25 protein-coding genes and 1 pseudogene are annotated in these 25,325 nt (G+C 61.9%); 10 read left to right on the top strand and 16 right to left on the bottom strand.

Features of this window, described 5'->3' with window-relative positions; genetic code table 11:
* Nucleotides 1-16 precede the first annotated feature (16 nt).
* Nucleotides 17-949: an MBL fold metallo-hydrolase gene (locus AB3X98_RS16345; RefSeq protein WP_368602185.1), complete on the top strand. Its 933-nt coding sequence runs from the start codon at nucleotides 17-19 to the stop codon at nucleotides 947-949.
* Between the two features lie 43 nt (nucleotides 950-992).
* Here the strand turns inward: AB3X98_RS16345 and AB3X98_RS16340 are convergent, their stop codons facing one another.
* The gene (locus tag AB3X98_RS16340; protein ID WP_368602186.1) at nucleotides 993-1,970 is read right to left on the bottom strand and encodes a zinc-binding alcohol dehydrogenase family protein; all 978 of its coding nucleotides are present in this window, start codon (nucleotides 1,968-1,970) and stop codon (nucleotides 993-995) included.
* Between the two features lie 212 nt (nucleotides 1,971-2,182).
* Here AB3X98_RS16340 and AB3X98_RS16335 point away from each other — a divergent pair, with 212 nt between their 5' ends.
* Nucleotides 2,183-3,094, top strand: a complete 912-nt coding sequence (locus AB3X98_RS16335) for a LysR family transcriptional regulator (protein ID WP_368602187.1) — start codon at nucleotides 2,183-2,185, stop codon at nucleotides 3,092-3,094.
* 75 nt (nucleotides 3,095-3,169) lie between these two features.
* Here AB3X98_RS16335 and AB3X98_RS16330 read toward each other — a convergent pair whose 3' ends face one another.
* A complete protein-coding gene (locus AB3X98_RS16330; protein WP_342947280.1) occupies nucleotides 3,170-4,081 on the bottom strand; it encodes a LysR family transcriptional regulator in 912 nt (303 codons plus the stop codon).
* Between the two features lie 129 nt (nucleotides 4,082-4,210).
* On the bottom strand, nucleotides 4,211-4,669 hold the full coding sequence (locus AB3X98_RS16325; protein WP_368602188.1) for a nuclear transport factor 2 family protein: 459 nt from the start codon (nucleotides 4,667-4,669) through the stop codon (nucleotides 4,211-4,213).
* A gap of 117 nt (nucleotides 4,670-4,786) precedes the next feature.
* Between AB3X98_RS16325 and AB3X98_RS16320 the strand changes: the two genes are divergently transcribed.
* The 4 genes from AB3X98_RS16320 to AB3X98_RS16305 all read left to right on the top strand — a co-directional run bounded on the left by AB3X98_RS16320 (nucleotide 4,787) and on the right by AB3X98_RS16305 (nucleotide 9,318).
* Nucleotides 4,787-5,488 carry an NADPH-dependent F420 reductase gene (locus tag AB3X98_RS16320; RefSeq protein WP_368610285.1) on the top strand — a complete coding sequence of 234 codons (702 nt, stop codon included), beginning with the start codon at nucleotides 4,787-4,789 and terminating at the stop codon, nucleotides 5,486-5,488.
* A 44-nt stretch (nucleotides 5,489-5,532) separates the two neighbouring features.
* Nucleotides 5,533-6,792: a hypothetical protein gene (locus tag AB3X98_RS16315; RefSeq protein WP_368602189.1), complete on the top strand. Its 1,260-nt coding sequence runs from the start codon at nucleotides 5,533-5,535 to the stop codon at nucleotides 6,790-6,792.
* 25 nt (nucleotides 6,793-6,817) lie between these two features.
* Nucleotides 6,818-8,137, top strand: a complete 1,320-nt coding sequence (locus AB3X98_RS16310; protein WP_368602190.1) for a hypothetical protein — start codon at nucleotides 6,818-6,820, stop codon at nucleotides 8,135-8,137.
* Between the two features lie 125 nt (nucleotides 8,138-8,262).
* Nucleotides 8,263-9,318, top strand: a complete 1,056-nt coding sequence (locus tag AB3X98_RS16305; RefSeq protein ID WP_368610284.1) for a hypothetical protein — start codon at nucleotides 8,263-8,265, stop codon at nucleotides 9,316-9,318.
* 642 nt (nucleotides 9,319-9,960) lie between these two features.
* On the opposite strand, the gene AB3X98_RS16300 is transcribed toward AB3X98_RS16305, so the two are convergent.
* Nucleotides 9,961-10,938 carry a zinc-binding dehydrogenase gene (locus tag AB3X98_RS16300; RefSeq protein ID WP_368602192.1) on the bottom strand — a complete coding sequence of 326 codons (978 nt, stop codon included), beginning with the start codon at nucleotides 10,936-10,938 and terminating at the stop codon, nucleotides 9,961-9,963.
* 94 nt (nucleotides 10,939-11,032) lie between these two features.
* Here AB3X98_RS16300 and AB3X98_RS16295 point away from each other — a divergent pair, with 94 nt between their 5' ends.
* A complete protein-coding gene (locus tag AB3X98_RS16295; protein WP_368602193.1) occupies nucleotides 11,033-11,947 on the top strand; it encodes a LysR family transcriptional regulator in 915 nt (304 codons plus the stop codon).
* A gap of 327 nt (nucleotides 11,948-12,274) precedes the next feature.
* Here AB3X98_RS16295 and AB3X98_RS16290 read toward each other — a convergent pair whose 3' ends face one another.
* The 11 genes from AB3X98_RS16290 to AB3X98_RS16240 form a co-directional block, all read right to left on the bottom strand.
* Nucleotides 12,275-12,625: a hypothetical protein gene (locus AB3X98_RS16290; RefSeq protein WP_368602194.1), complete on the bottom strand. Its 351-nt coding sequence runs from the start codon at nucleotides 12,623-12,625 to the stop codon at nucleotides 12,275-12,277.
* Nucleotides 12,583-12,873 carry a hypothetical protein gene (locus AB3X98_RS16285; RefSeq protein ID WP_368602195.1) on the bottom strand — a complete coding sequence of 97 codons (291 nt, stop codon included), beginning with the start codon at nucleotides 12,871-12,873 and terminating at the stop codon, nucleotides 12,583-12,585. Before AB3X98_RS16285 ends, AB3X98_RS16290 begins: the two co-directional genes overlap by 43 nt.
* Before the next feature lie 333 nt (nucleotides 12,874-13,206).
* A complete protein-coding gene (locus AB3X98_RS16280; protein ID WP_368602196.1) occupies nucleotides 13,207-13,899 on the bottom strand; it encodes a GntR family transcriptional regulator in 693 nt (230 codons plus the stop codon).
* Nucleotides 13,900-14,020: 121 nt separating this feature from the next.
* Nucleotides 14,021-14,968 carry an alpha/beta hydrolase gene (locus AB3X98_RS16275; protein WP_368602197.1) on the bottom strand — a complete coding sequence of 316 codons (948 nt, stop codon included), beginning with the start codon at nucleotides 14,966-14,968 and terminating at the stop codon, nucleotides 14,021-14,023.
* A complete protein-coding gene (locus AB3X98_RS16270; RefSeq protein ID WP_368602340.1) occupies nucleotides 14,962-15,249 on the bottom strand; it encodes a 2Fe-2S iron-sulfur cluster-binding protein in 288 nt (95 codons plus the stop codon). Before AB3X98_RS16270 ends, AB3X98_RS16275 begins: the two co-directional genes overlap by 7 nt.
* A gap of 4 nt (nucleotides 15,250-15,253) precedes the next feature.
* A complete protein-coding gene (locus AB3X98_RS16265; protein ID WP_368602198.1) occupies nucleotides 15,254-15,568 on the bottom strand; it encodes a hypothetical protein in 315 nt (104 codons plus the stop codon).
* An 18-nt stretch (nucleotides 15,569-15,586) separates the two neighbouring features.
* Nucleotides 15,587-15,892, bottom strand: coding sequence for a 2Fe-2S iron-sulfur cluster-binding protein (locus AB3X98_RS16260; protein WP_368602199.1), 306 nt, complete (start codon nucleotides 15,890-15,892; stop codon nucleotides 15,587-15,589).
* 97 nt (nucleotides 15,893-15,989) lie between these two features.
* A complete protein-coding gene (locus AB3X98_RS16255) occupies nucleotides 15,990-17,006 on the bottom strand; it encodes a 2Fe-2S iron-sulfur cluster-binding protein (protein WP_368602200.1) in 1,017 nt (338 codons plus the stop codon).
* 19 nt (nucleotides 17,007-17,025) lie between these two features.
* Complete coding sequence (locus tag AB3X98_RS16250; RefSeq protein ID WP_368602201.1) at nucleotides 17,026-17,505, bottom strand: heme-binding protein; 480 nt, start codon at nucleotides 17,503-17,505, stop codon at nucleotides 17,026-17,028.
* Between the two features lie 29 nt (nucleotides 17,506-17,534).
* On the bottom strand, nucleotides 17,535-18,989 hold the full coding sequence (locus AB3X98_RS16245) for an aldehyde dehydrogenase family protein (protein ID WP_368602202.1): 1,455 nt from the start codon (nucleotides 18,987-18,989) through the stop codon (nucleotides 17,535-17,537).
* Nucleotides 18,990-19,154: 165 nt separating this feature from the next.
* Nucleotides 19,155-19,886 carry a TenA family transcriptional regulator gene (locus AB3X98_RS16240; protein ID WP_028205513.1) on the bottom strand — a complete coding sequence of 244 codons (732 nt, stop codon included), beginning with the start codon at nucleotides 19,884-19,886 and terminating at the stop codon, nucleotides 19,155-19,157.
* Nucleotides 19,887-20,266: 380 nt separating this feature from the next.
* Here AB3X98_RS16240 and AB3X98_RS16235 point away from each other — a divergent pair, with 380 nt between their 5' ends.
* Nucleotides 20,267-21,811: a hypothetical protein gene (locus AB3X98_RS16235; protein ID WP_368602341.1), complete on the top strand. Its 1,545-nt coding sequence runs from the start codon at nucleotides 20,267-20,269 to the stop codon at nucleotides 21,809-21,811.
* A gap of 160 nt (nucleotides 21,812-21,971) precedes the next feature.
* Here AB3X98_RS16235 and AB3X98_RS16230 read toward each other — a convergent pair whose 3' ends face one another.
* Nucleotides 21,972-23,078 carry a porin gene (locus tag AB3X98_RS16230; protein WP_035513575.1) on the bottom strand — a complete coding sequence of 369 codons (1,107 nt, stop codon included), beginning with the start codon at nucleotides 23,076-23,078 and terminating at the stop codon, nucleotides 21,972-21,974.
* Between the two features lie 178 nt (nucleotides 23,079-23,256).
* Here AB3X98_RS16230 and AB3X98_RS16225 point away from each other — a divergent pair, with 178 nt between their 5' ends.
* The gene (locus AB3X98_RS16225) at nucleotides 23,257-24,201 is read left to right on the top strand and encodes an ornithine cyclodeaminase family protein (protein ID WP_368602203.1); all 945 of its coding nucleotides are present in this window, start codon (nucleotides 23,257-23,259) and stop codon (nucleotides 24,199-24,201) included.
* A 97-nt stretch (nucleotides 24,202-24,298) separates the two neighbouring features.
* Nucleotides 24,299-25,306 (top strand): annotated as a pseudogene (locus AB3X98_RS16220) (MFS transporter); the annotation flags it as partial.
* Nucleotides 25,307-25,325: the final 19 nt, after the last annotated feature.

The following is a 25,325-nucleotide window of genomic DNA, read 5'->3' as shown; positions in this document are numbered from 1 at the left end:
AATAGGATTACTTAAGATGACTAAAGCAACCCGCAATGTGCAGCCTGTTACCGCCAACCTTGGCAAAGAAGGTTCAGTCGAACTCGTGCCTTCCCGCTACGCCGTGTGCGTGGGTGACGTCGACGTCGTGCTGATCAGCGATGGCATTCTGCCGCTTCCGACCTCGACCATGTCCACCAACGTGAGCGAAGCGGACCGCAACGAATGGTTCGACGGTCGCTTCCTGCAACGCGACATGTTCGACTGGGCGCTGAATATTGCGCTCGTGCGCAGCGGCGAACGCCTGATCCTGATCGATTCGGGTGTGGGCGAGGGTTTCGAATACTTCACCCGTGCAGGTCGGTCGGTGATGCGACTGGAATCGGCTGGCATCGACCTGGCTGCGATCACCGATATCGTGATTACGCATATGCACATGGATCACGTCGGCGGACTGAACGTCGATGGCGTTAAGGCCAGACTGCGCCAGGACGTGCGCATTCACGTATCTGCGGCCGAAGTGGAATTCTGGAAAAATCCGGACTTCAGCAAGACGGTGATGCCGGAAGCCGTTCCTCCCGCGCTCCGCAAAGCGGCTGCGAAGTTCACGGAACTCTACAGCGAAAACATCATGCAGTTCGATCAGACCGTCGAAGTCGCAACGGGCGTGTCGGCGCGCGTAACGGGTGGGCACACGCCGGGGCATTGCGTCGTAGACGTCGCCTCGAACGGCGAGAAACTGACGTTCGCAGGCGACGCGATTTTCGAAGTCGGTTTCGACCATCCCGAATGGCAGAATGGCTTCGAGCACGATCCTGACGTGGCTGCGGACGTGCGTATCGCGCTGCTCACCGACGCTGCTGAAACCGGCGCTTTGCTGGCCGCAGCACATGTGGCGTTCCCGTCCATCGGTCACGTTGCAAGGAACGGTAAAGGCTTCCGTTTCGTGCCGGTGCAGTGGGATTACTGATTGATGAACGCCTGTCAATCATCGGCGGGCGTGAAGGCCGCCTTCATGGCAGCACGACGATCTTCCCGCCGGCCTTGTTCTCTTCCATGCACCGGTGTGCTTCTACGATTTCGTCGAGTCGAAAAACCTTCCCAACGGGGACGCGAAGTGTCCCGGCCTTCACCTGCGCCAGCAATTCGTCATACGGCGTCGCCATGAATTCATCGACTCCGCCGTCGTAAATGGTGAGTTTCACCGTGCTCGGTATCACTTCCATCGGACTGAAGGTGTCGAACGACCACTGGTTGCCAACAATGCCAGTCATGCACACCACACCGCCTTGTTTCGCGCAGCGCAACGAGTCCTTCAGCGTCGTGGTTCCGATGAGTTCCAGCACTTTATCCACGCCGCCGGGCGACACTTCGCCGATCTCCTGCGCGATTGTGCCCGAGTCTATGACGACACGGTCGGCGCCGTTTGCACGCAGCGCGTCGCCTTTCTGCGGATTGCGGGTCGTCGAAATCACAAACGCACCGTGCGCTTTGGCGATCGCCGCAGCGGCAAGTCCAACCGATGTCGTTCCGCCCCGAACCAGCAGCCGGTCCCGCTCTTGCAGCGCGAGGGCCTTGAACAGCGAGCCCCACGCGGTCTGAAGCATTTCCGGCATTGCGCCGAGCGTTTCCCAGGGCAAGCCAGTGACCAGTTTTTGTACCTGCCGGGCAGGTACGCAGGTGTACTCCGCATAGCTGCCGTCGAACTCACGCCCCAAGCCTCCCATCGCGGTGGCAACCGTCTCGCCCTTGGCGAACTCCATTCCCGGTGCGTCTTCCACGATGCCGACCGCCTCGATTCCCAGCACGCGTGGAAACTTCACGCTCTGAGAAAATCCCTGGCGGGTAAACATTTCGGATCGGTTGAGTCCGAACGCCTTCACGCGGATCAGTACCTCGCCGCGCTGCGGCGTCGGTATAGGCCGTTGTTCGAGCTTGAGCACCTCAGGACCACCGGGCTCGTGGATCACTGCTGCTTTCATGGTCGTCATCGACGCCTCCTTTGCGGCTCGCGAGTGTCTATTCGAAACCATAGAGCAGCTGCGATTTTCCGGTAGGCGGTAATGCAGAAAATCGTTTTCCACTTCCGGAAAGATCAGCGTGCCATGATATGTCACGTGGGCGCTCGTGCTCCGGGTTGGCATCTATCCTTGCGGCGTCGCCGACGATTGGCGCACAATGGTTTTCCAAGGATGGAAAAGCGATGGCGAACCTCAACTCGCTGGTGATATTCGCAAAGGTGGTCGAATCGGGCAGCCTTTCCGGGGCGGCACGCCGGCTTGGCATGCCGGTCTCTACGGTCAGCCGGCACATCGCTGAGTTCGAGCAGGCGCTGGGCGTTCGGCTCCTTGAGCGCTCCACGCGCAATCTCACCCTCACCGACCTCGGCAAGGAGGTGTATGAGCAAGCCGTGCGAGGCGTCGAGCTGGGTGAGGCCATCGACAGCGTCGCGTCCAGCCATCTCTCGGACGTGTCGGGGCTCTTGCGCCTTTCGGCGCCGCCAAGCGTTTCGGACACCTTGCTGACGCCGCTTGTCCTGGAATTTCAGAAGCGCTATCCGAACGTGCGTTTTCAGATTCTCGTTACCGAGCGCTACGTCGAACATATCGCGGACGGCGTCGACCTTGTGTTCCGGGTTGGTGCGTTGCGCGATTCGTCGCTGGTCGCGCGGCGCCTTCTGGCCTATCGTCATCGCATCGTTGCGACGCCTGCGTGCCTTAAGCGCTGCGGGGCGATCCGAAAGCCGCAGGATCTGCTCGAGCATCGCCTCCTTGCGTTTTCGCACTGGAAGGCGGATTGCAGCTGGTGTTTCGTGCACGAGAATGGAGGGGAAAAGCAGACGCTCACGTTCCAGCCGTTATTCGCGATGAACGATTTTGCCGGCCTCGCTTCCATGTTGCTGGCGGGTGCCGGCATTGGTGAACTGCCCCCTGTGGTCCGGCCCGATCTTGTTCGCGAGGGCAAGCTGGTGGAGGTGATGCCGCAGTGGCGCCTCCCGACATACGACCTCTCGCTCGTGTACCTGGGCAACCGGCACATTTCGAAACCGTGCAGGCTCTTCAAGGAATTCGCGATTGAAATGGCACCCGTGTTGTTTCCGGATTTTCCGCAGTAAGATGCAGACCATTCGAACTCCTGAGGGATTTAGAATGGTTGAAACGGGTTCGATGGTATCGCCTGTTTTTGCCTTTCAGGATGGTAAGGTGCCAAAGAGCCCGGGCACCATCTTCGAGGCGAAGTCCCTGAAGATGCGTACCTGCCGGGGCAGATAGCGGTCGCGCAGGTTGGCGATGGTCAGGTCGAACACAGGCAGATGCCAGTCCGGCAAGACCTCGACGAGCTGCCCGCTGCGCACGAGGTCTGGCTGGACGATGGGCGGCAGTTCCCCGATGCCGCAGCCCTCGAGCAGCGCCACAATGAGCCCGGTGTAGTCGTTCATGGCCATTGTCGGCTGGAAGGAGACCGTTTCGGTATCCCGGCCGTTGACATGAACGAAGCTCCAGCTATAGTCCGGCTTCCAGAAAGAGAACGCGAAAAGCCGGTGCGCGGGAAGGTCCCGCGGCGACTGCGGAGGCGGGCATCTGGCGAGGTACTTCGGACTTGCAACGACCTGATGCCGGTAAGTCAGAAGCGTGCGCGCTGCGAGCGTCGCGTCGGTGAAGGTTCCGACCTTGAACGCGATATCGACGTCCTCGGCTATCTGGTCGACGATGCGTTCGGTAATGAACGCCTTGACCTCCACGTTCGGGTAAGACTGCTGAAAGGCTTCGACGACAGGCACGATCAGCGAGTCGGAGAGGTTTGGCGGCGCACAGAGCCGTACGGCGCCGGACACCTCGGGCAGGCGGTTCGAAATGACATTGTCGACGGCTTCGCTGACCTCGGTGGCCTGTCTTGCGAGCTCGAATACTTCGGTGCCGAAGTCCGTGAGCCTCAGGTGATGCGTGGATCGATCGAGCAAACGAACACCCAGCTGATTTTCGAGTTCGGCAATACGGCGGCTCACAGAGGAAATGGGCATCTTGAGCCGCCTCGCGCCCTCCGAGAAGCTGCTCGCCTCGACGACCTTCGCAAAAATGAGCAGCGTATTGAGATCTTTCATTACCGTTACGCTCCGTTCGACCTGCAACTTGCTGGCGATCTGCAGCTTCCATCGTCTGACGCAGATTACCGCCGCAACCGGGCGGCAGCAAGGCGGCAGTCCGCCTGGCGAGGTAAAGGAACCATTCGGCTAGAGCACGACTCGCTCGCCGTTCGGATTGCCTTGAAAAGTCCAGCTTCCGCCGCTTCGGAACGACGCGCCTGTCGCGAACGTGTCCTCCATGAACTGGAGATACGTGCAGCGGCCATGTTCGACCTTGGCGAACACCGCGAACGGCGTCGTCACGACCTTTGAGAGTACCGTCGACCGGTACGTGAAACGACCGAACATGGCGGCGTATTCGTCGGTGCCGAACAGCGCCTCCGGCTCGAAGGATTGAATCTCCCAGTAGCGGCCGACATCCATAAAGGTCTTCACGATGCTCTCGGGACCACGAGACGTACCGGCCCACGGCATGATCCGCTTCAGATCGGGATTGTCGTAGTTGAGCGAAACATAGATCACGTCAGGTGTAACGAGCGCACGGACGTGCTCGATATCGGTTGGCTTCTCGAGTATCGAAGACAGCACTTCGGTTGGCGCGAGCATGGGCTTTCTCCTCCTCATCAGGGCACACGCTCAAGCATACAAACGCGGCCGCTCGCGTGAGCTTTCCAGAAATGGAAATCCGATTTCCGCACTGTCCGTTAGCGGTCGACCGAACGGTTGGCTACCATTGAGATCACATTGCGGTCACGCAAGCGGGAAACAGAAAGGAGCGCAACTGTCATGAGCACGGCAATCATCGGCCTTGGAAACATAGGCTCCCGGCTGGCGAAGAATCTGGTAACGGGTGGCGAGACGATCATCGTCGCGGCAAGGACGCCGGACGAGGCCGAGGAGGTGGCCCGAGACCTCGGCAGCCATGCCGAAGCGCTGACGGTCGAGGATGCAGTCGCCAAGGCGGACGTCATTGTCCTGGCGATCCAGTTCGACGCGATCAGGCAATTTCTCGTTACGCATCGTGAGGCGCTGGCGGGGAAGATCATCGTGGACCCGTCAAACCCGATCGCCCCGGACGGTAAGGGCGGATACAGAAAGACCATTCCTGACGAGCAATCTTCTGGCGTGCTGATTTCCGGGCTACTCCCGGCTCGGGCGCGTCTCGTCAAAGCGTTCGGCACGCTGGGCGCGCAATCGCTGGAGGCCGGCGCGAACCGGTCGCCGGAGCGGGCCGTGCTGTTTTATGCAGCGGACGATGCGCAAGCCGGCGAGGTCGTAGCAAGACTCATTACCGTCAGCGGGTTTTCTCCTTTGCGCGTGGGCGGCATCGACCAGTCGATCCGGATCGAGGTTGGCGGCGATCTGCACGAGTATGGACAGCTTGGCAAGCTGGTCAGCGCCAAAGAGGCCGCGTCGCTCGTCTAAGCGGCATGCGCGCCGTTCATCAGATCATGGAGGAACGACTCATCGTGAACACCGAAACGCGCACCGTCTCCACGCTCGCCGAATTGCAGACGGCAGTCGACGACGACCAGGTTCTGCATATCGTCGTTTCAGCGCAGATCGATGGGGTGGCAGCCCTTCGCCTGCGGCCCGGTTTGGCTCTGACCGGCATCGACGCACATGCCGCCCTGCGCTTCGCGCCCGGCAGCGACGGGCTCCAGCTTTCCGCCGACAATCGGGTCGAAGGCTTGCGGCTTGCCACGGACCCCGATCGGCGCGCCATTTTCAATGACACGCGTGTCGACGGATTCGGTCGGCTCGTGCTGCGCCATCTGAATGTTGCGGGCGTCGTGCAACTGCTGGCCCGCGACAGCGTGGCTGGCGGCCATGTCGAAGCACACGATATCGACATTGGGGCCGCGGACGCCCGCGGCTATGAAGAGCGCCCGAAGGGATACGGCGTCGAAGTCGTTCCCGGCGTCTTCACGCTCTGGAATCAGCGCGAAGACCGCGGCGTAGTCATCACGGCGGACCTCACCGGGCTTTCGGCGGGCCGTGCCGGTGCGCCGGTTCGCGGCAGCGGCATCTTCGTTGGCGGCGCCGGAGAGGCGGGCGGGCGCGTCGTGGCGAATCGGCTGGAGACAGGCGCCGTCCATAGCGATGGCGGCATCGCGCCCGGCACGCCGGATCGCATTACCGGCGGCGTATTCGTCGTGTCGGGCGCATTCGTGGCCAGCGTGCACAATCACGGCCCGGTGACGACCTACGGTCCGAATGACATGGTGCTCGACAACTGGGGAGCCGTCGATCGCTGGATCGTCGACGGGAAGGTCACGTCCCACGGGCCGAGCGGCATTGGCTTCGTGAATTTCGGCTCCCTCGAGCGGCTCGAAGTCAACGCGTTGATCGAGACGTTCGGCCAGGGATCGCGCGGCTTCAATGTCTACACGGGCACCGTGCGGTCGGCGCAATTCGAGCGCGTCGTCACGCATGCCGATGGCGCAGTGGGCATTCAGATCAGCCAACCTGTCGGCGAAATCACGGTCCGCCGGGGCATCGAGACGTGGGGCGGTACCGGCGACTCATTGGTCAAGGGCGTCGTTGTCCGGCTTGCGGCGACAGCGCTCAGCATCAAGCCCGGAGGATCGGCGCGCAAGATCGCGATCGCCGGCGGCCTGATCACGCATGGCGAAGGCGTCAATCCGCTGGAACTGCACGGCGCAATCGACGCGCTCGAGGTCAGCGGTGGATTGACGGCTGCCGGTGGCGGATTCGCCACCATCTAGCACCGAACGACAACCAGGGAACGCAATGGATCACACGACAACATCCGGTATGGCGGAAGAGGCCCGTGCGCGGCGCGAGTTTCTGCGGGCTGGCTCGGCTTCGGCACTCATGCTTGCCTTGGCGGGCCCGGCGCTGGCCGCGGGCGAAAAGACCAGGGCTGATGTAGAGGAGGGCGGCACACCGCGGCCGGGCGGTCCACTCCAGTCTGCGGGAGCCCTCGAGTTCGGGCCCGGCAATGTCCTCTTCGTCGGCGATATCACAGGTGCGGCCGTTCATGCGTTTGCACTGAAGGATTCGGACGTGACCTCTCAGGCCGACGTGGAAATGGGAAATTTTCATAACTTCGAAGGCCGCGATCTGGTCCTGGGCGTGGATCAGAAGCTCGCTGCGCTCTTCGGGACGACAGTCGGCAATATCGTCATCAACGATATGGCGATCCATCAGCCGTCGCGACAGATTTTCATGTCGGTCGAGCGCGGCAGCGGACCGGGCGCCATGGCTGCGATTGTGAAGGTCAATCACGGCAAGCTCGAGTTGCTCGAACTAGACGGTATTACGCACTCCAAAACGGCAATTCCAAACGAGCCGGACCAGAACGCGATGCTGGAGTTCGAGCCCCAGCAGGTCTATGCGATTACGGACGTCAAGTACTACAACGGCGAGGTTTTCGTCACAGGAATCTCGAATCAGCGCTTTGCATCGACGCTGTATCGCATCCCGTACCCGTTCCGTTCCCGCCTGTCGACGAGCACCGTCGAAATCTGGCACCCGACGCACGGGGAGTTCGAAACGCGCGCCCCGATCGTGCGGCAACTGATCCGGGAGATGGATGGAAAACCGTACCTGTTTGCCGTGTACGGTTGCACGCCGCTCGTTCGCTTCCGCCTGGAAGATTTGAAGGATGGCGCGCATGTGCGTGGGGACACGATCGGCGAACTGGGCTATGGGTCGAATCCGCTGGATATGCTGACTTATACCGATCCGACGGACAATAAGGACTACTTGCTCGTGACCATCGACGTACGCAGCGCGTCGCGTATCGAAGCTGCGGAGTTGACGACCGCGAAACCCGAGCCGACCGGTGGTCCCATCGACTTCGGGCCGGGTGGCCTAGGGCGTACGCAGCGCGATCTGCCGATCCGGGCGGAACATATCGCGATTCTCGATCCACGATGGGCAGTCGTCATCTGGCGGCATCCAAAGACGTCCTGGCGGCTGGACATCGGCACGCTGATGGTTCCGTACTTCTTCGACCGCCGATTGGGAATGGCGGAAATGAACTGGCCGAATGGTCCCGATCCGTTCCACTACCGCGAACATCGCAACGAGATCGACCACGCGTAGCCGGTTGCGAGATCAGCCGGCCGCAGAATATCGCGCAACGCGACCGAGTAAGGATGCCGATGACACTCCAGCCAACACTGCGAGTCGAGCACGAGACCCAGAGGAGCGGGGTGGCTTGCGTCTGCGTGCGCAACCTCGATGCAGATCTTGCTGCGCTTGTCGTCGAACACCAGGGGACGGCCCGCTCGCTGCAACCCGTGCTGCGTGTGAACGTTATCGATGCAGCCATGCGGGACGGCGACGAACTTCCCGATGTGGCTGGCTGCTGTCAGCTTCTGGAGGCCGGGGTGCGATTCGTTCCGCGTTTTCCGTTCGAACCGGGCGTTCGCTATCGAGCAAGCTTCGATTTGCGGCCGCTCGGCCGTATTGGGCATGCGGACGTGCTGACGCTCGAATTCTCGCTACCGAACCCCATCGGCGTCGACCCGGCTTCGGTGTCGGATGTCTTTCCATCCGCCGATGTCCTGCCGGAAAACCTGCTTCGCTTCTACGTTTGCTTTTCCAGCCCGATGCGGCGTGGCGGTGCCGAAACGCAGATTAGTCTTATCGGCCCCAATGGACGGCCTGCGCACGACGTGCTCTATCGGCCTGCGCTGGAGCTTTGGGACAGGAGCATGCGATGCCTGACGGTTCTGCTGGATCCGGGCAGGCTGAAACGCTGGGTCGGTCCCAATCGGGAACTGGGTCCGCCGCTGAGGTTGGGGCAACGCTACGCGTTGGCCATCGGCTCGGCAATGGTCGACTCATCCGGTCGTCCGCTTCGGCAGAATTTCTACAAGCCGTTCGTTGTCGCTCAGGCGGTCCGGGAGCCCGTTGCGCTCGCGCATTGGACGGTTCTGCCTCCTGCGGCGCAGAGTTGTCAACCTCTGGAGATCGTGTTTCCCAGGCCGCTGGATTGGGCGTTGCTGCGGCGCGCGATTGTGGTCGTGGGCGACGACGAACGGCCGGTAGCAGGGCGAGTCGCGATCGAAAAGGGCGAAAGACGCTGGACCTTTACGCCGGATTCGCCCTGGACGGCGACGCGGCCCGCCATTCGCGTCGCGCCGGACCTTGAAGACGTCTGCGGCAACACCCTGTTCGAGGCTTTTGACGGGCCGCTGCGAGCGCACCGCGAATCGAGCGCGCAACGCACCAACCGCACGATTCGCTTCGAACTCACACGGCCGGCGAATTCCGCGTAACGATTGTGGAGGCAACCCTTGGCCTCGGCGGCCAGTCGTTCGCCACGGGACGTGTGGATTGGCAACGATTTCGAGCGAAGGAGCCGCATCCAAGCTAGTTGCTCGATTGCTTAACGGTCTCGGTTGAGCAGTACGTTTTTGTAATGTAAACGGGCGACATGCACCGTCGCTTGTCCGAACACGAATCCGCCAACACCGCCGCCGATCATCGCTCCAACGACAGTGTGATTAGCAAGCGCACCCAGTCCAGAACCTACTCCGGCGCATATGGCGCACCCGAGGAGGCCGGCCCATGTCTCCCAATGCCGCCATGTTCGACGAAAGGCACGTCGCCAATACGCGCGTCTCTCTCTCGCGCTTAGATTTGCCAGCTCAGGGATGCTTTTCAACGTCCAAAAGATCGTCATTTCCCATCTCCTACCCGTTTATTCGCGCCGAGGCATTGTCGACGAACTTCGCCCCGTTGTCGACTGGCCGAAGTTGGCCGAACCTGGAAATGGCACAACGGCCATTCGCCTGGACACGCCGGTGACGGATGCTGGGTGCGGATTCACCGCTGGATCCAATATGAAGGTCGAAGGCCTCCAACGAGGTGTCCGAGGGTTTATGCGGGTGGTCGAGCCGCCGCTTTGATAGTTGCACTCACAACCGTACGACGATCTTTCCATTCGCGCTGTCGGTCTCCATCAGCCGATGGGCCTCGCGGATTTCCTCAAATCGGAAGACCCGCGCGGCCATCGCTTTGTATTGACCATGTTCCACGCGATCGACGATGAGTTGCATTGGAATCTCCGCCGTCGGAAACGCTGGCGCCCCAAACATAAAACTGCCGAAGAAGCTGAAATGCACCCCACTCGGCATCTGGGCCACGGGCATGAAGCCGTTAATCGGATCGGTGCCACCCAGAAATCCCGCCAGACAAAGGCGACCATGCCGCCGGGCCATGGTCAGCGAACCGATTACCGTACTGTTGCCCAACAATTCCAACACTGCGTCAACGCCGTCAGGATGCAAATCGCGCGCACGCTGTGGAAGATCAGGCGCCTCGAGCAACACCTCCTTGGCGCCGAGCGCTTCGAGCGACGGCGCGCGTTCCGGGTTACGCGTGGTGGCGATAACCCGAACGCCGGCATGAGCGGCGATATCCACCGCCGCCCGACCCAATGCGGACGTGGCGCCACGAACAACCAAGGTCTGTCCGGACTCAAGATCAAGATTGCCAAAGAGGGCTGCCCATGCCGTCGCATACGACTCCGGAATCGCCGCGAGTTGCTCCCAGGTCAGATCGGTATTCACGGCAACGACATTGCTTGCCGGGACACTGGTCAACTCGGCATAGCTTCCATTTATCTTTCGGCCCATGCCCCCCATGAATGCGACGACCTTTTGACCCGGCACGAACCGGCCATCCGGATCGGCACGCACAGTCCCGACACATTCGATTCCGCTTATCTCAGTCGCCTCGGGCCACTTTCCTTCGCGCATATGCATCTCGGCGCGATTCACGCCAAAAGCCTTCACCTCGATGAGAACATGGCCGAGCCGCGGGGACGGATCAGGACGCTCCTCGATGCTCAGTACCTCGGGTCCCCCGTACTGTTTGATAACGATGGCACGCATGAAAATCTCCATATCAGTGAGTGTCGTCTAATATTAGAGATCGGAGATTCTGTTAAAAATAATGAAGTTTTGATCAAGTTAATAGGACTCGTCGATGATCGAGGGCCTGACGTTGTATCAGCTGCAGTGCTTCGACGCAGTGGTATCGGAAGGCGGTTTCCAGCCCGCGGCCGAAAAGCTCTTGCGCACGCAGCCGACGGTGTTTGCCGCGGTGAAGAACCTCGAAGGACAGCTTGGCTTGACCTTGCTCGATCGGAGCGGCTATCGCGTGGCACTGACCGACGCGGGTCGCTCGTTTCATGACCACGTGCGCGTATTCCTTCAAGAGCTTCGCGGACTGAAGAACCATGCCGAGCAACTGGCCATGGGCGAGGAGCGCGAACTTCGCGTCGTGATCGGCGATCTCTCACCCGTGCGTGAGGTACTCGCACTGCTTCGTTCTTTCTTCGACGGTCATCCTGCGACGCAACTGCATTTGCATGTGGAGGCCATTGCAGGTCCGTGGGAACGCTTGTTTGACGGCGAAGCCGATCTGATCATTCATCACATCGACAAGGCGGATCCGCGGCTCGAGTACATCGATCTGTGTCCCGTCAGACTCATCCCTGTCGTCGCGCCGGGTTTTCTTCGCATGCCCATTTCGGACGAGATCACGCCGGAGCAAATGCGCGGATACGTTCAGTGCGTCATTCGCGACACGGCACGCCATATCGTGCGGCCGAATTACTACATCATTGAGGGCGCCCAAACGTGGTCGGTCGGCGATCAGTTGATGAAGAAGGAAATCATTTTGCAGGGCGCGGCCTGGGGTCATCTGCACGATTTTCTGATTGAGAGCGATCTACGCGATGGACGTCTTCTCTCAATCGGCGGGCGACATCTGCAAGGCGGACGCGTCGAGATAACCGCGGCGCGCCGACGCGATTTGCCCCACGGGCCAATCGCCAATTTGCTTTGGCAGCACATCAGAGACCGCGCCCCGAACTTTAAAATCTCAACCGCGGACTGATTCCAAAATGGCGGTCTATTGCCGTGTACGAACTTGACAGCACGGCATACAACCTCGGTGTTCGCGCTTGAGCTAATTCGGTTGAACGGCCGTTGCTCGAATGTTACCTACAGCATCAACGTCCACTGTCTCTTTCTGGTCCGAGCAGATCCCGACGGCGCCGCGCGCTGAACACTTGGCACATGCGCGTCATGCAAAAGGCATAGTCCGACCCGTAGCGGACTCTCAGTGCCGCTCAAAGCTGCCATTCGACCTCGGCTCGAACATGGAAAACAGCGCGCCAGACGATTGCGTCCTTACCTTCCCGCTTGTCAGATGTTGGCCCTTCTACAACTGGATAGAGGAAAAATGCGCGCTCACCCAGTCAGAAAATTCTTGTAACTTGGTGTATTTGATCTGAATATCCATCGCTGTATCCCAGAGATGGATCGGTTCTCCGCGGCGGAGCCGCTGTTGGAGAATCTGAAGCTTCGATCGCAACCAGCTTACGCTCGTCGCCGCATCGAAGTGGTATGCATCGAGAAACCGGACGTAGGTATCGCGGTCGATCTTCCCCTCGCATTCCAGAGACCGATCCAATTCGGCGTTGAAGGCTTGCGCGTCGTTCATCACCCATTTCTCAGTTTCGATTGATCCTACCGGCCATTGCGCCCGTCGATGAGCATCGCCTGCAGCCATTTGACTCTCACCGGAGCAACGGCACTCTCGAAAGCGGCCATGCAACGCATGTCGAGGTAATCGTCCTCTATGGACACGAGCCGCAAATCAGGACGTGCAGTTAGCAGCCGTGCTGCCGATTTCTCCGCAGACACCGGCCAATCAAACATTTCACGGGCGTCCGCCGCTGTTATTAACAGTGAGTCGTCACCCGTCTTGTGCGTGGCTGAGAGACGTTCAAGCATTTCACAAAATTCGGCTTCCTTCACTGATTTGACTCCTCTGTGTCTGAATGCAGGTCACGATTGTCGACGATTTCTGGGAGGCGGGCGAACGACCGATCCTCGCCGACCTCTGCCCGATGCGGTCGGCGGCAGTCGACCCTAAGCCGCCGCTCGGGACGGAACGACGTCGATGGCTCCTTCCGGACTATCTTTTGACGTTCGCATATCCGCATCTTTGCGGTCAGCATATCGATTGGAAGCTCGCGCGAACTTCAAGTCTTCGACAGCACAACGTGCCCCGAGTCCAGGCATGAGGGTGGAAAAAATGCAGGAAGGCCTGGCAGGGGAACGCCGTCGACGTCCGGGTAATGCAGAAGCCTATCCCGCTGCCTTGCTCAAATAATGCTGCGCCGCACGCATCACGTGACGCTCCGCCAGCAGGGCTGCGAGCGCCGCGTCGCCGGCCTGAACCGCTCGCAGAATGGCGGCGTGTTCGTCCCACGTCATGCGGATCTCGTCGTCATTCGACTTAGTGAAGAGCCGGCGCGTACGATCGCGCAGCGAACGCATCAAGTCGGCAAGGATCATATTGGCCCCGGCCGCATAGAGCAGATCGTGAAACTGGGCGTTCAGGTCGAGCAGTCCGGCGGTTTGTCCGTTGCTCGCGCGCTTCTTGCCTTCCTCCAGCACCCGTTCGATGCGGGCCGAGAGTTCCGGCGTGCAGTGTTCAGCTGCGAGCCGAGCGTTCAACCCTTCCAGGGTCGCGCGGATCTGCACCATTTCGCGCGCGGACGACGGGTCCAGCGATGCGACGACCGCACCATGGCGCGGGCGGACTTCCACCAGACCTTCTGCGGCGAGCGCGCGCAGCGCCTCTCGCACTGGCACGCGCGAGACGTCCAGTTCCTCGGCGATGCGGCCTTCCACGAGGCGGTCGCCCGGGGCGTAGACACCCGCTGTGATGGACTCGCGGATGCGCGCAAGCACCAGTTCGGACAACTGCTTATGCCGGATGGGGGCGGATCGCTCAGATTGGCCGGCCGGGCCGGATGTATCCGGGAGGGTACTCATCGAAACTCCACGCTCTATGCCGGCCACGCCGACAACGCCCCATTTTAACGCACGGCGGAAATTGTAGACAGTACACGTCATACCGTTTGAGTTGCGTCATAGGGCTCGGTGTGGCGTCCGCTTAGCTTTCCCAGTTGGCGTCATCGATGAATGCAAGGATCTCGTTGCCGAGATAGGTCTCCCCTGAGTTGAAGTGCGCGACGATCGACGTGTGATTGTGCCCGCGCATCTGCACGAAACGCGGCGGAACGCCCCGATGGCGCAGGGCATCGATGAACAGTTGGGCGCCGTACTCGTCGAGGTACGGATTTTCGTATTCGGCGACCGCAATCATCAGCGGTACCGCCGAGCGGGCTACGTGGGTGAGCGGAGAGCGTTGCGCGTACAGCGTTTCGTCTGTGCCGAAGTACGCGCGCACGGGTTGCGCATTCGGGTTGCCAGGCCTCACGTCGGCAACGATTCGCGCGCTGATCAACACCAGGCCGGCCACGCTTTGCGTATTCGCGCGGACCGCGAGAGCGGGGTCGAATAGACAGGCGGCGGCATGCGCGCCGCCCGCCGAGTGTCCGATGACGAAGATGCGGCGGGAGTCGAAGCGAAGCCGGGCGGCCAGTCCGCGAATGAATGCAAGCGCATCGGCGACGTCCTCGGCGCCGCCTGGATAGGGGGCGGCGTCGGCGAGTCGGTACTCGACGTTGAAGGCCACGAGTCCCTGGTTGGCGAACCAGTGGCACACGTTGTCATAAATCTCGCCGTTCACGCTCTTGCTACCGCGGACAAACGCCCCGCCGTGAACGAATACCACGGCGTCGCGCAGGATGTCGCCGTGCGGCGGCCCGGGAGGATGAAAGATGTCCAGCGTATGGCGGCTGTGTTCGCCGTAGCGCACGTCCCGTTCGACGGTGGCGAGCTTCGGCGCCGAGGCTACGACCGGGGTGTAGGTGTCGACCACCGCCTTGCGATTGCCGACGATATCGTCGGCCCAGCGCGGACCGAGCGCGTTCATCGCGCGACGGTCATCTTCTGAGAGGGTGCCGAAAGGCGCGAGAGCCGGATCGGATTTCACCATGACACGCTCACATCGCCCTTGACGAACGTCTGACACGCCATCCGGTAGCCGGCCGCGATCTCTTCCGGACTGAGGTGCCGCTTTTCCTTCGGTTTGACGGTATCGGTATTTTCGAGTCCGCGCTCCACCTTGCACTTGCAGGTGCCGCAGAGGCCGCCGCCACATTTGAACGGAATCCCGCCCTGTTCGCGCAGGGACACGCGCAGCAGATTGCTGTCGGGCGGTGCCGCTACCGTCTTGCCGCCGTTGCTGATGAAAGTAACCTGAATCATGGAGTGGATACGCTCAAGAAACGATGACGGGTTCGGCGAGTGCAACGAGCCGTGCATCGGCATGGCTCGCACTAACCAGGCGGGTTAGCGAACCGAGCGCCGCTTCGCGCGTGTCGAAATGCTCGAAGAACCGCGTCGGTACGAGGTTGATGCTGGCGGGCGCCGTCTCCTCGACGATCCTCACGCGCGTTTCCCGTTGAAGCTCCGCGATCGTGAAGGTTGCGATGTGCCGCCCTTCATAGTGGTACGCAAGCGCTTCGAGCGGCCGCAGACCGTCCGTCGCCTCGCTACGGTACCGGCCCGGTTTGTTGGTCAGGATGATGTACATGGAGAAGGTGTGCAAAAATCAGGATGTCAAAGCGTCGTGCTGGACGAGCTCGATATCGTGGTCGATCCACAACTGGCACGCGAGACGGAAGCCCTGGGCGAGCCGCTCCCCGAGCTGCTTGCGCTCCTTCCAGTTCGGCTCGGGCAGATGTTCGGCGCCGCTGAGTACCTGACAGGCGCATTGGGAACATTTCCCCATGCCGCATTCGTAGCGAAGATGCGGATACGGAAACTGACGAATACCGGCCCGCACCACGAGATTGGTGTTCTCCTTGACGGAGTCGCGATACGTCTCGCCGTTTTTGTGAAACACGACATTTGGCATTACTGTCTCCTCGCCGCAGCGTTTGGCCGCGACGCAATGCATGAAGCAACGGTCATCTCGCATGACCTGCATAACGCGTCAGCAACGACCGGCGCTCTTACGCCTGCACGGCCGAGGGCGCATGCTGGAACGTGAAGCCGTCTGCATAGAAGTACCGCGGGCTCACGCCGCGACTGGCGAATTCACGTTTGGCCGCGGCGATCATGTCCGGCGAGCCGCACGCGTAGACGGCATATTCCGTGAGGTCGGAAAAGCGCGCGGCAACGGCGTGCTGCACGTAGCCGCGCGCGCCGGTCCAGTCCGGAGCACCGCGCGAGAGCACCGGCGTGTAGTCGAAGTCGTCGTGGTGCGCGGCAAGCGCGCTCAATACTTCGTGCAGGTACAGGTCAGACGGCGTTCGGCCTCCCCAGAACAGCGATACCGGCGGATGGTCGGGATCGGCGAGGATCTCGCCGAGCATCGCATGCAGCGGCGCGATGCCCGTGCCCGTCGCGATCATCACGATCGGGCGATAGTCCTCTGCGTGATAGCCGAATCCGCCGAGTGGCAGCTCCACGTCGAGCGTGTCGCCGGGCGAGAGGGTCGGAAGCAGGGTGTCGGTGAAGAAGCCGCCTTCAATCCTGCGGATATGAAGTTCCACGGTCGCCGCGCCTGCCGCCGATGCCATCGAGAAGCTGCGTACGCCCGCCTCGCCGAGATGCACATGCAGGTATTGACCCGGCCGGAACGCAATCCGCTCGAGGCCGTGAATGGCGAGCGTCAACGCCACGACTCCAGCATCATGCCGCTCGATCGCATGCACGGACGCGCGCTGCCGCGCCGGCGGCATGGGTGCTGCCAGCGGCCGGTCCGTGCTGAGGACGAGGTCCGAGGTCGCGCGCGCCTGACAGGCCAGCGCGTAGCCTTGTTCGGTCTCGGCTTCCGAGAGGCCCGGCGGCGCTTCGTCGTAACGCACCGCGCCGCTCACCAGCCTGACGCGACACGTTCCGCAGGCCCCGAAACGACATTCGGAGGGCAGCATGACGCCCGCGCGCACGGCGGCGTCGAGTACGCTCTCATCGCTGGCGGCCTCGAACGTGCAACCTTCCTCGATCCACATGACCCGATGGTCCATGACGGCACCTTTCCTCGCGTTACAATTTGATATCGGCCTGAACCAGCACTTCGCGACCGGACTCCCGCAGCACCTCGCGCAGCGCCGTGAGGCCTGCGAGCGCTGCTTCGGTATCCTGAGCACCATTGCCGCCGCTCAGACCGATGCCCCCCACTACCTGGTTGTCCACGACAACCGGAAAGCCGCCGACGAATGCGGCAAACTTGCCGTCGAAGCTCCACTGAATGCCGAAAGCCTCATTGCCGGGCAGCGCCGGGCCGTTCGGCGGCGTGCTGAAGAGATGCGTCGAGCGCTTGTGGCCCGCCGCGGTGAAGGCCTTGTTCCAGGCGATCTGCGGGCCTGTGATGCGACCTCCGTCCATGCGTTCGAGCGCAAGAGGAAAGCCCCCTTCGTCGGTTACGCAGACGGATTCCAGCACGCCGATTTCATGCGAGCGGGCGATAGCCGCGGCGATCATGTGGCGCGCTTCGGCCAGTTCGAGTTTGAAGAATGATTTCATGTGCGAGGCTTCGATGGAGTGGGGCGGCTCTAAACGCCGCGATATACGGTCTTGGTTTGCAGATAGAACTCGAGCCCGTCGCGTCCCGATTCGCGAAAAGTTGCCGTGCTCGAACGCTTGAGTCCGCCGAACGGCGCGTTGACGAGATTGCCCGTGGTCGTGCGGTTGATCTTCACGGTGCCGGCTTCGATGTCGTGCGCGAAGCGTTCCATCAACGCAGCGTCGCGCGTGACGAGCGCGGCGGAGAGGCCATATTCGGTGTCGTTGGCGACTGCGATCGCGTCGTCGTAATCGGCGACGTCGATCACCGCAATCACCGGGCCGAAGATTTCCTCCCGCGCGATCCGCGCCTCGCGCGGCACGTCGACGAAGATCGTGGGTTCGACGTAATAGCCGTGCGCGAAATCGCCATGGGTGATTTGCTTGCCGCCTGTTGCGAGCGTAGCTTCGGCATTGCCGGCTTCGATATAGGACAGCACGGAGCGGAACTGCCCGGCGGTCGCGAGCGGGCCGATGTCCACGCCCGGCGTCATGCCGTTGCCGATCTTCAGCGTCTGCGTCTTTTCGACGAGTCGCGCGACGAAAGCCGCTTTTGCCTGCGGGGTGACGAGCACCCGGCTCGTACCGGTGCAAGCCTGGCCGCTGAGCGAGAAGCCGCCCTTGATGGTCAGATCGACCGCGAGCGGCGCGTCGCCTTCTTCGAGCACGATGAGTGGGTTCTTGCCGCCGAGTTCCATCTGCGTGCGCGTCGACAGCGCCGCGGCGCGATGAATCTGTTCGCCTGCCGATGTCGAACCGGTGAACGAGATCGCGCGGATTTCCGGCGCCTCGATGATGCCGGGACCGACCTCGGCCGCTCTTCCGGTGATGAAATTCAGTACGCCGCGCGGCAGTCCCGCTTCGACGAGCGCTTGCGCGAGGCGCAGCCCTGAAAGCGGCGCATCCGACGACGGCTTGAACACGACAGTGTTGCCGCACACGAGCGCTGGCGCGATCTTGCGCGCCGGTATCGATACCGGAAAATTCCACGGGCTGATGATGGTTACGACGCCAAGCGGCTCGCGCAGCGTGTAGACGCTCATCTTCGCGTCGTCGGTAGGGAAAGTTTCGCCGCCGAACGACTGTGCCTCTACGGCATAGAAGCGCAGCGTCTGAGCCGAACGGGCGAATTCGTCGCGGGCAAGGCCGCGCGGCTTGCCCTCTTCGCGGGAGAGTTCGTCGCCGAATCGTTCGGCGTGTTGTTCGAGGTAGTCGGCGGCCTTCAGCAGATACTGCGCGCGCGCCGCGACCGACAGTTTCTTCCAGCCGGCGAAAGCCGCCGAAGCAGCCTTCACGGCCGCTGCCGCGTCGGCCGCCGTCGAGGCCTGGAAGTGGCCGACCAGATCGCGCGTATCGGCGGGATTGCGATTCTCGAAGGTGGCGCCAGAGAGGCTCGCGCACCACTCGCCGTCGATGTGGTTGAAAAAGGTGGAATCGTTTGTCATCACTGAGTCATCCGGTGACAGAGACCTGCGCATGGCCGTGCCTGCGCATTACACAAGAGCGACGTGCCGCTGCAGCCCGGCGGAGAGACTCATCCGCCGGATACCGGCAGCCGGAACGCACCGCAAACCAGCCGCACGCGTAGCGCGTACGGCCGGTATCGTTCGTCAGGCCGCGAGACCCAGTTCCGGCAGCGGGATCTCTTTCTCGACGTAGTCGTAGTAGAGCGCCGTTGTGTAAAGCAGCCGCATCTGCGCGCCCACTTCGCAGATCTTGAGGCAGCGCTGTTGCAGTTCCGGCGTGTTGGCGTGTTCGAGCACGATCTGGTAACCGCGCTCGCCGTGGATCTCGTCGGAGACGATGTGCAGGTCGAAGAATTCGACCTCCTCGTCAGTGAACTTGTATTGCTCGCGCAGCGTCGGGGTTTGCTTGCGATAGATCGACGGCACCTGCGACTCGAGGCCGACCACCAACGCCGCCACGGCGACGATCGGGTCCTCGCGCATCGCGACGGCATAGCACCAGCCTTGCAGGCCGCGCGTAGTCGGCGACATGTTGTCGGGATTGGTGACGCGTTCGCGGGTCGTGCCGCAGGCTTCGGCGAAGCGGATCAGCAGATCCGTGTGACGGTCGCCGCCGATTTCCTCCTCGTACATGTTCGCGAGGATGAAGTCTTTCGCCTCGGTCATGTGCTCCGGCATGCGCGCATACAGGTAACCGAGGTAATCGGCGAACGGGCCGACGTAGTGGTAGTGATTCTCTGCCCAGCGTGCGAGGTGCGCACGCGTGAGCTTGCCGCTCGCCCACGCGATGCTGAACGGAGCCTGGTTAGCGCTCTTTCCTTTGATTGCTTCTTCCAGCGCGGCGCGGAAAGCGTCGCGCGACATCAGTTCGGCCATTCGAGACTCCTTGAGAAGTGTGACGTTACCGGCTGGCAGGGTGCGGCGGTTACGTTAAGTACACTGTATACAAAAAGCTAAGTCTTGAAAAGTGGAAAAGATTTGAAGCGCGCGTCGTAAGAAGTCGGGTGCTGCCTTCACGCACTCTCTTTACAGTCTGGATGTATCAACAGGAAGCCCGACCAGCGGGCAGGAGGGCCTTTTTTTGCACGATGCTTCCCGGCGATACGCGATAGCGTGATGGGCCTGATTGGTCATCTGGGCCAGGGTTAACGAGATTATTTTTTTCGTTGCAGGTCAATTTTTTGGTACATAGTATACCAACAAGCGCAAACCTTTCTAAAACCCGGCGCTTCTAACGAAGCGTTCCTGGAGAAATGATGGACTCCCATGTCGTGCTCACATCGGCTCACTGGACTTACCTCTGCGGTGTCGTCGCAATCATTGCCACCCTCGTCCTCAGAGCGAACGTCGTACTACCGGCGGTCATCGCGACCTTTGCCACCGTGCTCGTCTATTCCGGCCATCTGTCGAGCGCCTTCGAAGCGGTGTTCTTCGCGCCTCTCACAGCTGCGCGTGAACTCTTCAATATCTTCCTTGTGATCTCGCTGATGACCGCGCTGCTCAACGCGCTCAAGCAGATCAACGCGGACGTCAGAATGGTCCAGCCGTTTCGCAGCATCATGGTGAACGGACATGTCGGATTCTTCGTGCTCGGATTCGTCAGCTATGTGCTCTCGCTGTTCTTCTGGCCGACACCTGCCGTTCCGCTTATCGCGGGCATTCTGCTGCCCGCGGCGATCTACGCGGGCGTGCCACCGCTTGGCGCGGCGCTGTGTATCGGCATCGCCGGGCTCGGTACGGCGCTTTCGTCGGACTATGTCATCAAGGTCGCGCCCGGTATCAGCGCGAAGGCGGCGGCTGTTCCGATGCCTGCCGTCGCAGACAAGGCATTGCTGCTCTCGCTGATTACCGGTGGCGTGGCCTTCACGATTGCCTATCTGCGCATCCGCAGCCAGATCCAGAAACCGAACGTTGCGCACCTCGAACGCTGGGAAGCGACGCAGGTGACCGCGAACTCGGTTGTGTCGCATGCTCCGGCGCGTCACGCGCGTATCCGCCGCGGCAAGCCGCAACACGCGTCGGTGGGTGAAGGCGGCCGTGCAGGTCATGCGGCGCCGGTGATCACTGCGCCGCGGGATCTGCTGACGCCTTCCCAGGAGCGCTGGTCGAAGTGCTTCGCCATTCTCGTGCCGCTCGCGTTCGCCGCCATCGTCGCGTTCATGGTGCTGCCGCACGTCGTGCCGGGTTTCAAGGGGGCGAGCGGCAACGCGGCGGCCGCGCTCGTCGGTGGCGTCTCTGCGTTGCTGATGGTGGCCGTCGCCACCGCGCGAGACTATCGTTCGGCATGCAAGAGCGTTGCGGATCACGTGACGGAAGGGTTCCTGTTTTCCTTCCGTGCGATGAGTTCGGTATTGCCGATCGCCGGTTTCTTCTTCATCGGCGTGGCCGGGACGGCGGCCCCGATCTTGGGCCTCGCGCCGGGCGTGGCCGCGCCGGGTCTTCTCGCGGATCTGGTCAAGGCGGGCGAGCAATACATTCCCCACAACCAGTTCTTCGTGTCCTACGGCATCTTGTTCGCGGGCATGGTAACGGGGATCGACGGTTCCGGTTTTGCGGGCTTGCCGCTAACCGGGGCGCTCGCGGGCGCGCTCGGACGTGCGGTCGGGTTCGATGTGTCGACGCTCGCCGCAATTGGCCAGATGGGTTCTGTGTGGACCGGAAAAACGCTGACTGCGTGGTCCGCGCTTGCCGCCGTCGCGAGCTTTGCGCGCGTGCCGGTGCTTCAGGCAGTGCGGTATCTTCTGCTGCCGGTGGTCGCCGGTCTGGTGGTGTCCACCTTCATCGCGATCATCGTGTGGTGAGCCCCACGCGTTGACGCGCACGCTCGCAGACTGAATGCTTATTCTCGCGGCGCCCCGCACCGGAAAGTGCGAGGGCGCTGTTTTTATTCTGATGCACGTGGGAATACGGGGAAACGAACCGGCGCCGCGCCGCGTGCGTCGCCGTGAACCTGGGAAGGCGTCAGAACCGGTGACGCATACCGACAGCGATGGCCGCCTGCTCGCTCGTCGTCGAAGCTGAGAGGAACTGGCTAACCTGGGCGAACTTCGCCGAGCCGATCGCGTGCTGCCCCGTGCCCATCAGATAGACATCGGTGCGCTTCGAGAGGCTGTAGTCGAAGAAGAGATCGGCCTGCTCGTAGCGTGGACGACTGTCGCTTGCGTCGACGCGTCCATCGGTATAGACGAACGCGACGCCGAGCAGTGCGGCGGGCGTGAACCGGTACGAGGCATTGACCTCGTAGTTCTGGAAGCGCACGTCCTGGCCGCCGAAGCCGCCCTTGAAGGTCGACTGCGTGAACGCGCCGCCCACCTTGGCCGAACCGAATTGATAGCTCGCGCCCACGCCGAACACCTGGTACGCGTGTGCCGCAATGGCATAGCTGCCGTTCACGCTGTTCGCGGTGGTCCAGAACGTGCCCGCGGCGAGCGCACCCGGATGGTCCACATGCGTGAATGCCGCCCCGGCGTACAGCCCGCCTGCTGAATAGTGGGCGCCGACGCTATAGACGCTGTTAGTGGCGATCGAGCCGGGCTGACCACCCGGTGCGTACAGTGCAGTGAACTGGGTGCCCGAAAACGTCGGACTCACGTATTTGATCGTGTTGTTCACGCGAAAACCGCGATTGGTATTGTCGTTGTCGCCGGGGTGTTCGAAGAGTACGCCCCACTGGTCCGTCGTGACAGGCGAGATCTGCTCGACCATCTCTTCGTATTGGCGACCGAGGGTGAGGGCGCCCAGATGGTCGCTGGAAAGGCCGACATACGCCTGACGGCCGAACATGAGGCCACCCTGACCGAGCGTGCCATTGGCAAGCGAGAAGCCGTTCTCGAGGACGAAGACGGCGTGGAGGCCAGCGCCGAGATCCTCGTTCCCGCGCAGCCCCCAACGGCTTCCCTGCGTGATGCCGCTCATCTCCTGCCAGGTCTGTCCGCCTTTCTGATTGGTCGTATAAGCCAACCCTGCATCGATGATGCCGTACAACGTCACGCTCGACTGCGCGTGAGCGGTGCCGGCTACGGCGAGCGCCGCACCAGCGGCGATGACTGATCGTTTTGTTACCGCCATGCCTTGAGTCTCCTGAAATGGGGATAGCGAAGCTGGATGGATTCGCATTTGGTATACGATATGTTCAAAAATGAGCTGTCAAATGAGGAAATTCCACGCCTTGTGGTCTATTTATCTGTATGTTGTATACATACTGCACGACATCTCGTATGATCGAGCCATTCACTCAAGGACTGACATGATTCATCTGACCGACAACGAGATCGACGGGCTGGTCGACTTCTCCTCTGCGATTCCCGTCCTCGAGCGCGCGTTCGTCCAGCTCGCTTCGGGAGGGGCCTCCGTACAGCAGCGCATTCGCACCGAAGCGGATGGCGTCAAGCTCTCCACGCTGGGCGCCGTGCTACCTCTGGAAGGCGTGGCCGGTGCGAAGGTCTATACGACGATCGCCGGCCGTTTCAACTTCATGATCGTGTTGTTCTCGACGCACGACGGCAGTCTGCTCGCCACGCTCGACGCGAATGCGCTGACGCGCATCAGGACGGCCGCATCCACCGTGCTGGCGGTGCGTTCACTGGCGCGTCGCGGCGCGCAAACGGCTGCAATCTTTGGTGCTGGAGTGCAGGGGCGCGCGCATGCTAGTGCGCTTGCGGCGCATACCGGGTTGAGATCGTTCCGTATCGTCGGTCTCGACGATGCCGCCGCCGCGGTGGCGAGCTTCAACGAAGAACAGGGATCGAGCGACGTAGAAGCATTAGCTTGCGACGCGGCCCGCGCCGTGCGCGATGCCGACGTGATCGTGACCGCCACGCGCGCGGGGCAGCCGCTAATCGACGGCGCGGGCGTGCAACCGGGCACGCTCGTCGCCGCGATCGGGTCAAGTCTGCCGACCACGCGCGAACTCGATGACACCGTGCTTGCGCGTGCTGCGCGCATCGTTGTCGAACTGCGCGAACAGGCGCGCGTGGAGGCTGGCGATCTGCTGCTCGCGAGGCCTGGTCTTGTTCAATGGGACCACGTGCTCGAACTGGGAGACGTCCTAAGCGCACGCGTGGCCGGCCGGCAGAACGAAGACGACATCATCGTCTACAAAGCCGTCGGCATCGGTCTGCAGGACATCGCCCTCGCAGGCCTCGTATGGCGCAATTACCTCGCACGCGCGGGCAATCACACTGCGGGCTGACGCCATGAGTCAGAACCTGCAGAACCTCTCGGGTGTCGAGACCCTGAATGCCGGCGGGCATGCCCAGGCGCGGACGTTCGCGCAGTCGCTATGCGCGATGCTCGGCCTGTCCAGCGTCGTCATGATGGTCGCCATCGATCAGACCGTCGTAGGGACGGCGTTGCCCACCATCGTCGCTGATCTGAAGGGCTTTGATCTCTATGCGTGGGTGGCGACGGCCTATCTGCTTACATCGGTAATCACCGTGCCGATTTTCGGCAGGCTGGGGGACTGGTTCGGGCGCAAGCCCCTGATCATTGCGGCCATCGTCCTCTTCACGGCTGCGTCGGCGCTATGCGGCGCGGCCGGCAGCATGGCGACGCTGATCGCATACCGCGCGTTGCAGGGGGTTGGTGGCGGCATGCTGGTCGGGACCTGCTTCGCGTCGATTCCCGATCTCTTTCCGGACCCTCTCGTGCGGCTGAGGTGGCAGGTGCTCTTTTCGAGCGCCTTCGGCGTCGCCAATGCAATCGGACCGTCGCTGGGCGGTTTTCTCAGCCAGCACTATGGATGGCGCTCGGCCTTCCTCGCGAACATCCCCGTCGGCCTCGTCAGCCTTTGCCTGACGAGCGGCTTCCTGCCGCACATCCGCCACGTGCACCTTGGGAAGCTCAATCCCGACTGGCGCGGAGCCCTGTGGATCGCGCTCACCCTGGGCGCTTCTCAGCTTCTGGTCGAATCCGTGGGGCGGCACGGGATCGATCTCACCGCTTGTATCCAGGCGGCCGTATTTGTCGCGGGACTGGCGCTGCTGGTTCGTGAGGAGCGTCACGCGCCGCAAGCGATCCTGCCTTCCGCGCTGCTGCGCGATCGCGTGATCGTCGTGCTGCTCGTGCTTTCGCTTCTGATGGGCGTCGCCATGTTTGCGTTGCTTTTTTACGTGCCTCTGCTTTTGCAAGGCGCGCTCGGGCTCGGCGCGGAACAGGCGGGCGTCGCCGTGACGCCGCTCGTCGTCTGCATCACAGTGGGCACAATCGCGAACACGCGCATCGTCACCCGGATCGCCAACCCGAATCTGCTGCTCTACGCCGGATTTGCCTTGCTGGCCGCTCCGTGCGCGGGGATAGCGTGCGTTCCGGTGCGCG

Source organism: Paraburkholderia sp. BR14312, from assembly GCF_040948675.1.
GTDB lineage: Bacteria > Pseudomonadota > Gammaproteobacteria > Burkholderiales > Burkholderiaceae > Paraburkholderia > Paraburkholderia nodosa_A.
Note: the sequence above shows the minus strand (reverse complement) of the source record. Positions and strands in the feature narration are given on the sequence as shown.

What these genes read in the sequence shown, in the direction of transcription:
- AB3X98_RS16325 (WP_368602188.1), bottom strand. Translation starts at nt 4,669, where the DNA reads ATGCTCGCGCCAACCGAAGTGCTGTCTTCGATACTCGAGAAGCCAACC.
- AB3X98_RS16280 (WP_368602196.1), bottom strand. Translation starts at nt 13,899, where the DNA reads ATGAGTACCCTCCCGGATACATCCGGCCCGGCCGGCCAATCTGAGCGA.
- AB3X98_RS16250 (WP_368602201.1), bottom strand. Translation starts at nt 17,505, where the DNA reads ATGAAATCATTCTTCAAACTCGAACTGGCCGAAGCGCGCCACATGATC.
- AB3X98_RS16345 (WP_368602185.1), top strand. Translation starts at nt 17, where the DNA reads ATGACTAAAGCAACCCGCAATGTGCAGCCTGTTACCGCCAACCTTGGC.
- AB3X98_RS16245 (WP_368602202.1), bottom strand. Translation starts at nt 18,989, where the DNA reads ATGACAAACGATTCCACCTTTTTCAACCACATCGACGGCGAGTGGTGC.
- AB3X98_RS16225 (WP_368602203.1), top strand. Translation starts at nt 23,257, where the DNA reads ATGATTCATCTGACCGACAACGAGATCGACGGGCTGGTCGACTTCTCC.
- AB3X98_RS16230 (WP_035513575.1), bottom strand. Translation starts at nt 23,078, where the DNA reads ATGGCGGTAACAAAACGATCAGTCATCGCCGCTGGTGCGGCGCTCGCC.
- AB3X98_RS16340 (WP_368602186.1), bottom strand. Translation starts at nt 1,970, where the DNA reads ATGACGACCATGAAAGCAGCAGTGATCCACGAGCCCGGTGGTCCTGAG.
- AB3X98_RS16335 (WP_368602187.1), top strand. Translation starts at nt 2,183, where the DNA reads ATGGCGAACCTCAACTCGCTGGTGATATTCGCAAAGGTGGTCGAATCG.
- AB3X98_RS16300 (WP_368602192.1), bottom strand. Translation starts at nt 10,938, where the DNA reads ATGCGTGCCATCGTTATCAAACAGTACGGGGGACCCGAGGTACTGAGC.
- AB3X98_RS16295 (WP_368602193.1), top strand. Translation starts at nt 11,033, where the DNA reads ATGATCGAGGGCCTGACGTTGTATCAGCTGCAGTGCTTCGACGCAGTG.
- AB3X98_RS16290 (WP_368602194.1), bottom strand. Translation starts at nt 12,625, where the DNA reads ATGGCTGCAGGCGATGCTCATCGACGGGCGCAATGGCCGGTAGGATCA.
- AB3X98_RS16275 (WP_368602197.1), bottom strand. Translation starts at nt 14,968, where the DNA reads ATGGTGAAATCCGATCCGGCTCTCGCGCCTTTCGGCACCCTCTCAGAA.
- AB3X98_RS16310 (WP_368602190.1), top strand. Translation starts at nt 6,818, where the DNA reads ATGGATCACACGACAACATCCGGTATGGCGGAAGAGGCCCGTGCGCGG.
- AB3X98_RS16265 (WP_368602198.1), bottom strand. Translation starts at nt 15,568, where the DNA reads ATGTACATCATCCTGACCAACAAACCGGGCCGGTACCGTAGCGAGGCG.
- AB3X98_RS16255 (WP_368602200.1), bottom strand. Translation starts at nt 17,006, where the DNA reads ATGGACCATCGGGTCATGTGGATCGAGGAAGGTTGCACGTTCGAGGCC.
- AB3X98_RS16235 (WP_368602341.1), top strand. Translation starts at nt 20,267, where the DNA reads ATGGACTCCCATGTCGTGCTCACATCGGCTCACTGGACTTACCTCTGC.
- AB3X98_RS16330 (WP_342947280.1), bottom strand. Translation starts at nt 4,081, where the DNA reads ATGAAAGATCTCAATACGCTGCTCATTTTTGCGAAGGTCGTCGAGGCG.
- AB3X98_RS16260 (WP_368602199.1), bottom strand. Translation starts at nt 15,892, where the DNA reads ATGCCAAATGTCGTGTTTCACAAAAACGGCGAGACGTATCGCGACTCC.
- AB3X98_RS16240 (WP_028205513.1), bottom strand. Translation starts at nt 19,886, where the DNA reads ATGGCCGAACTGATGTCGCGCGACGCTTTCCGCGCCGCGCTGGAAGAA.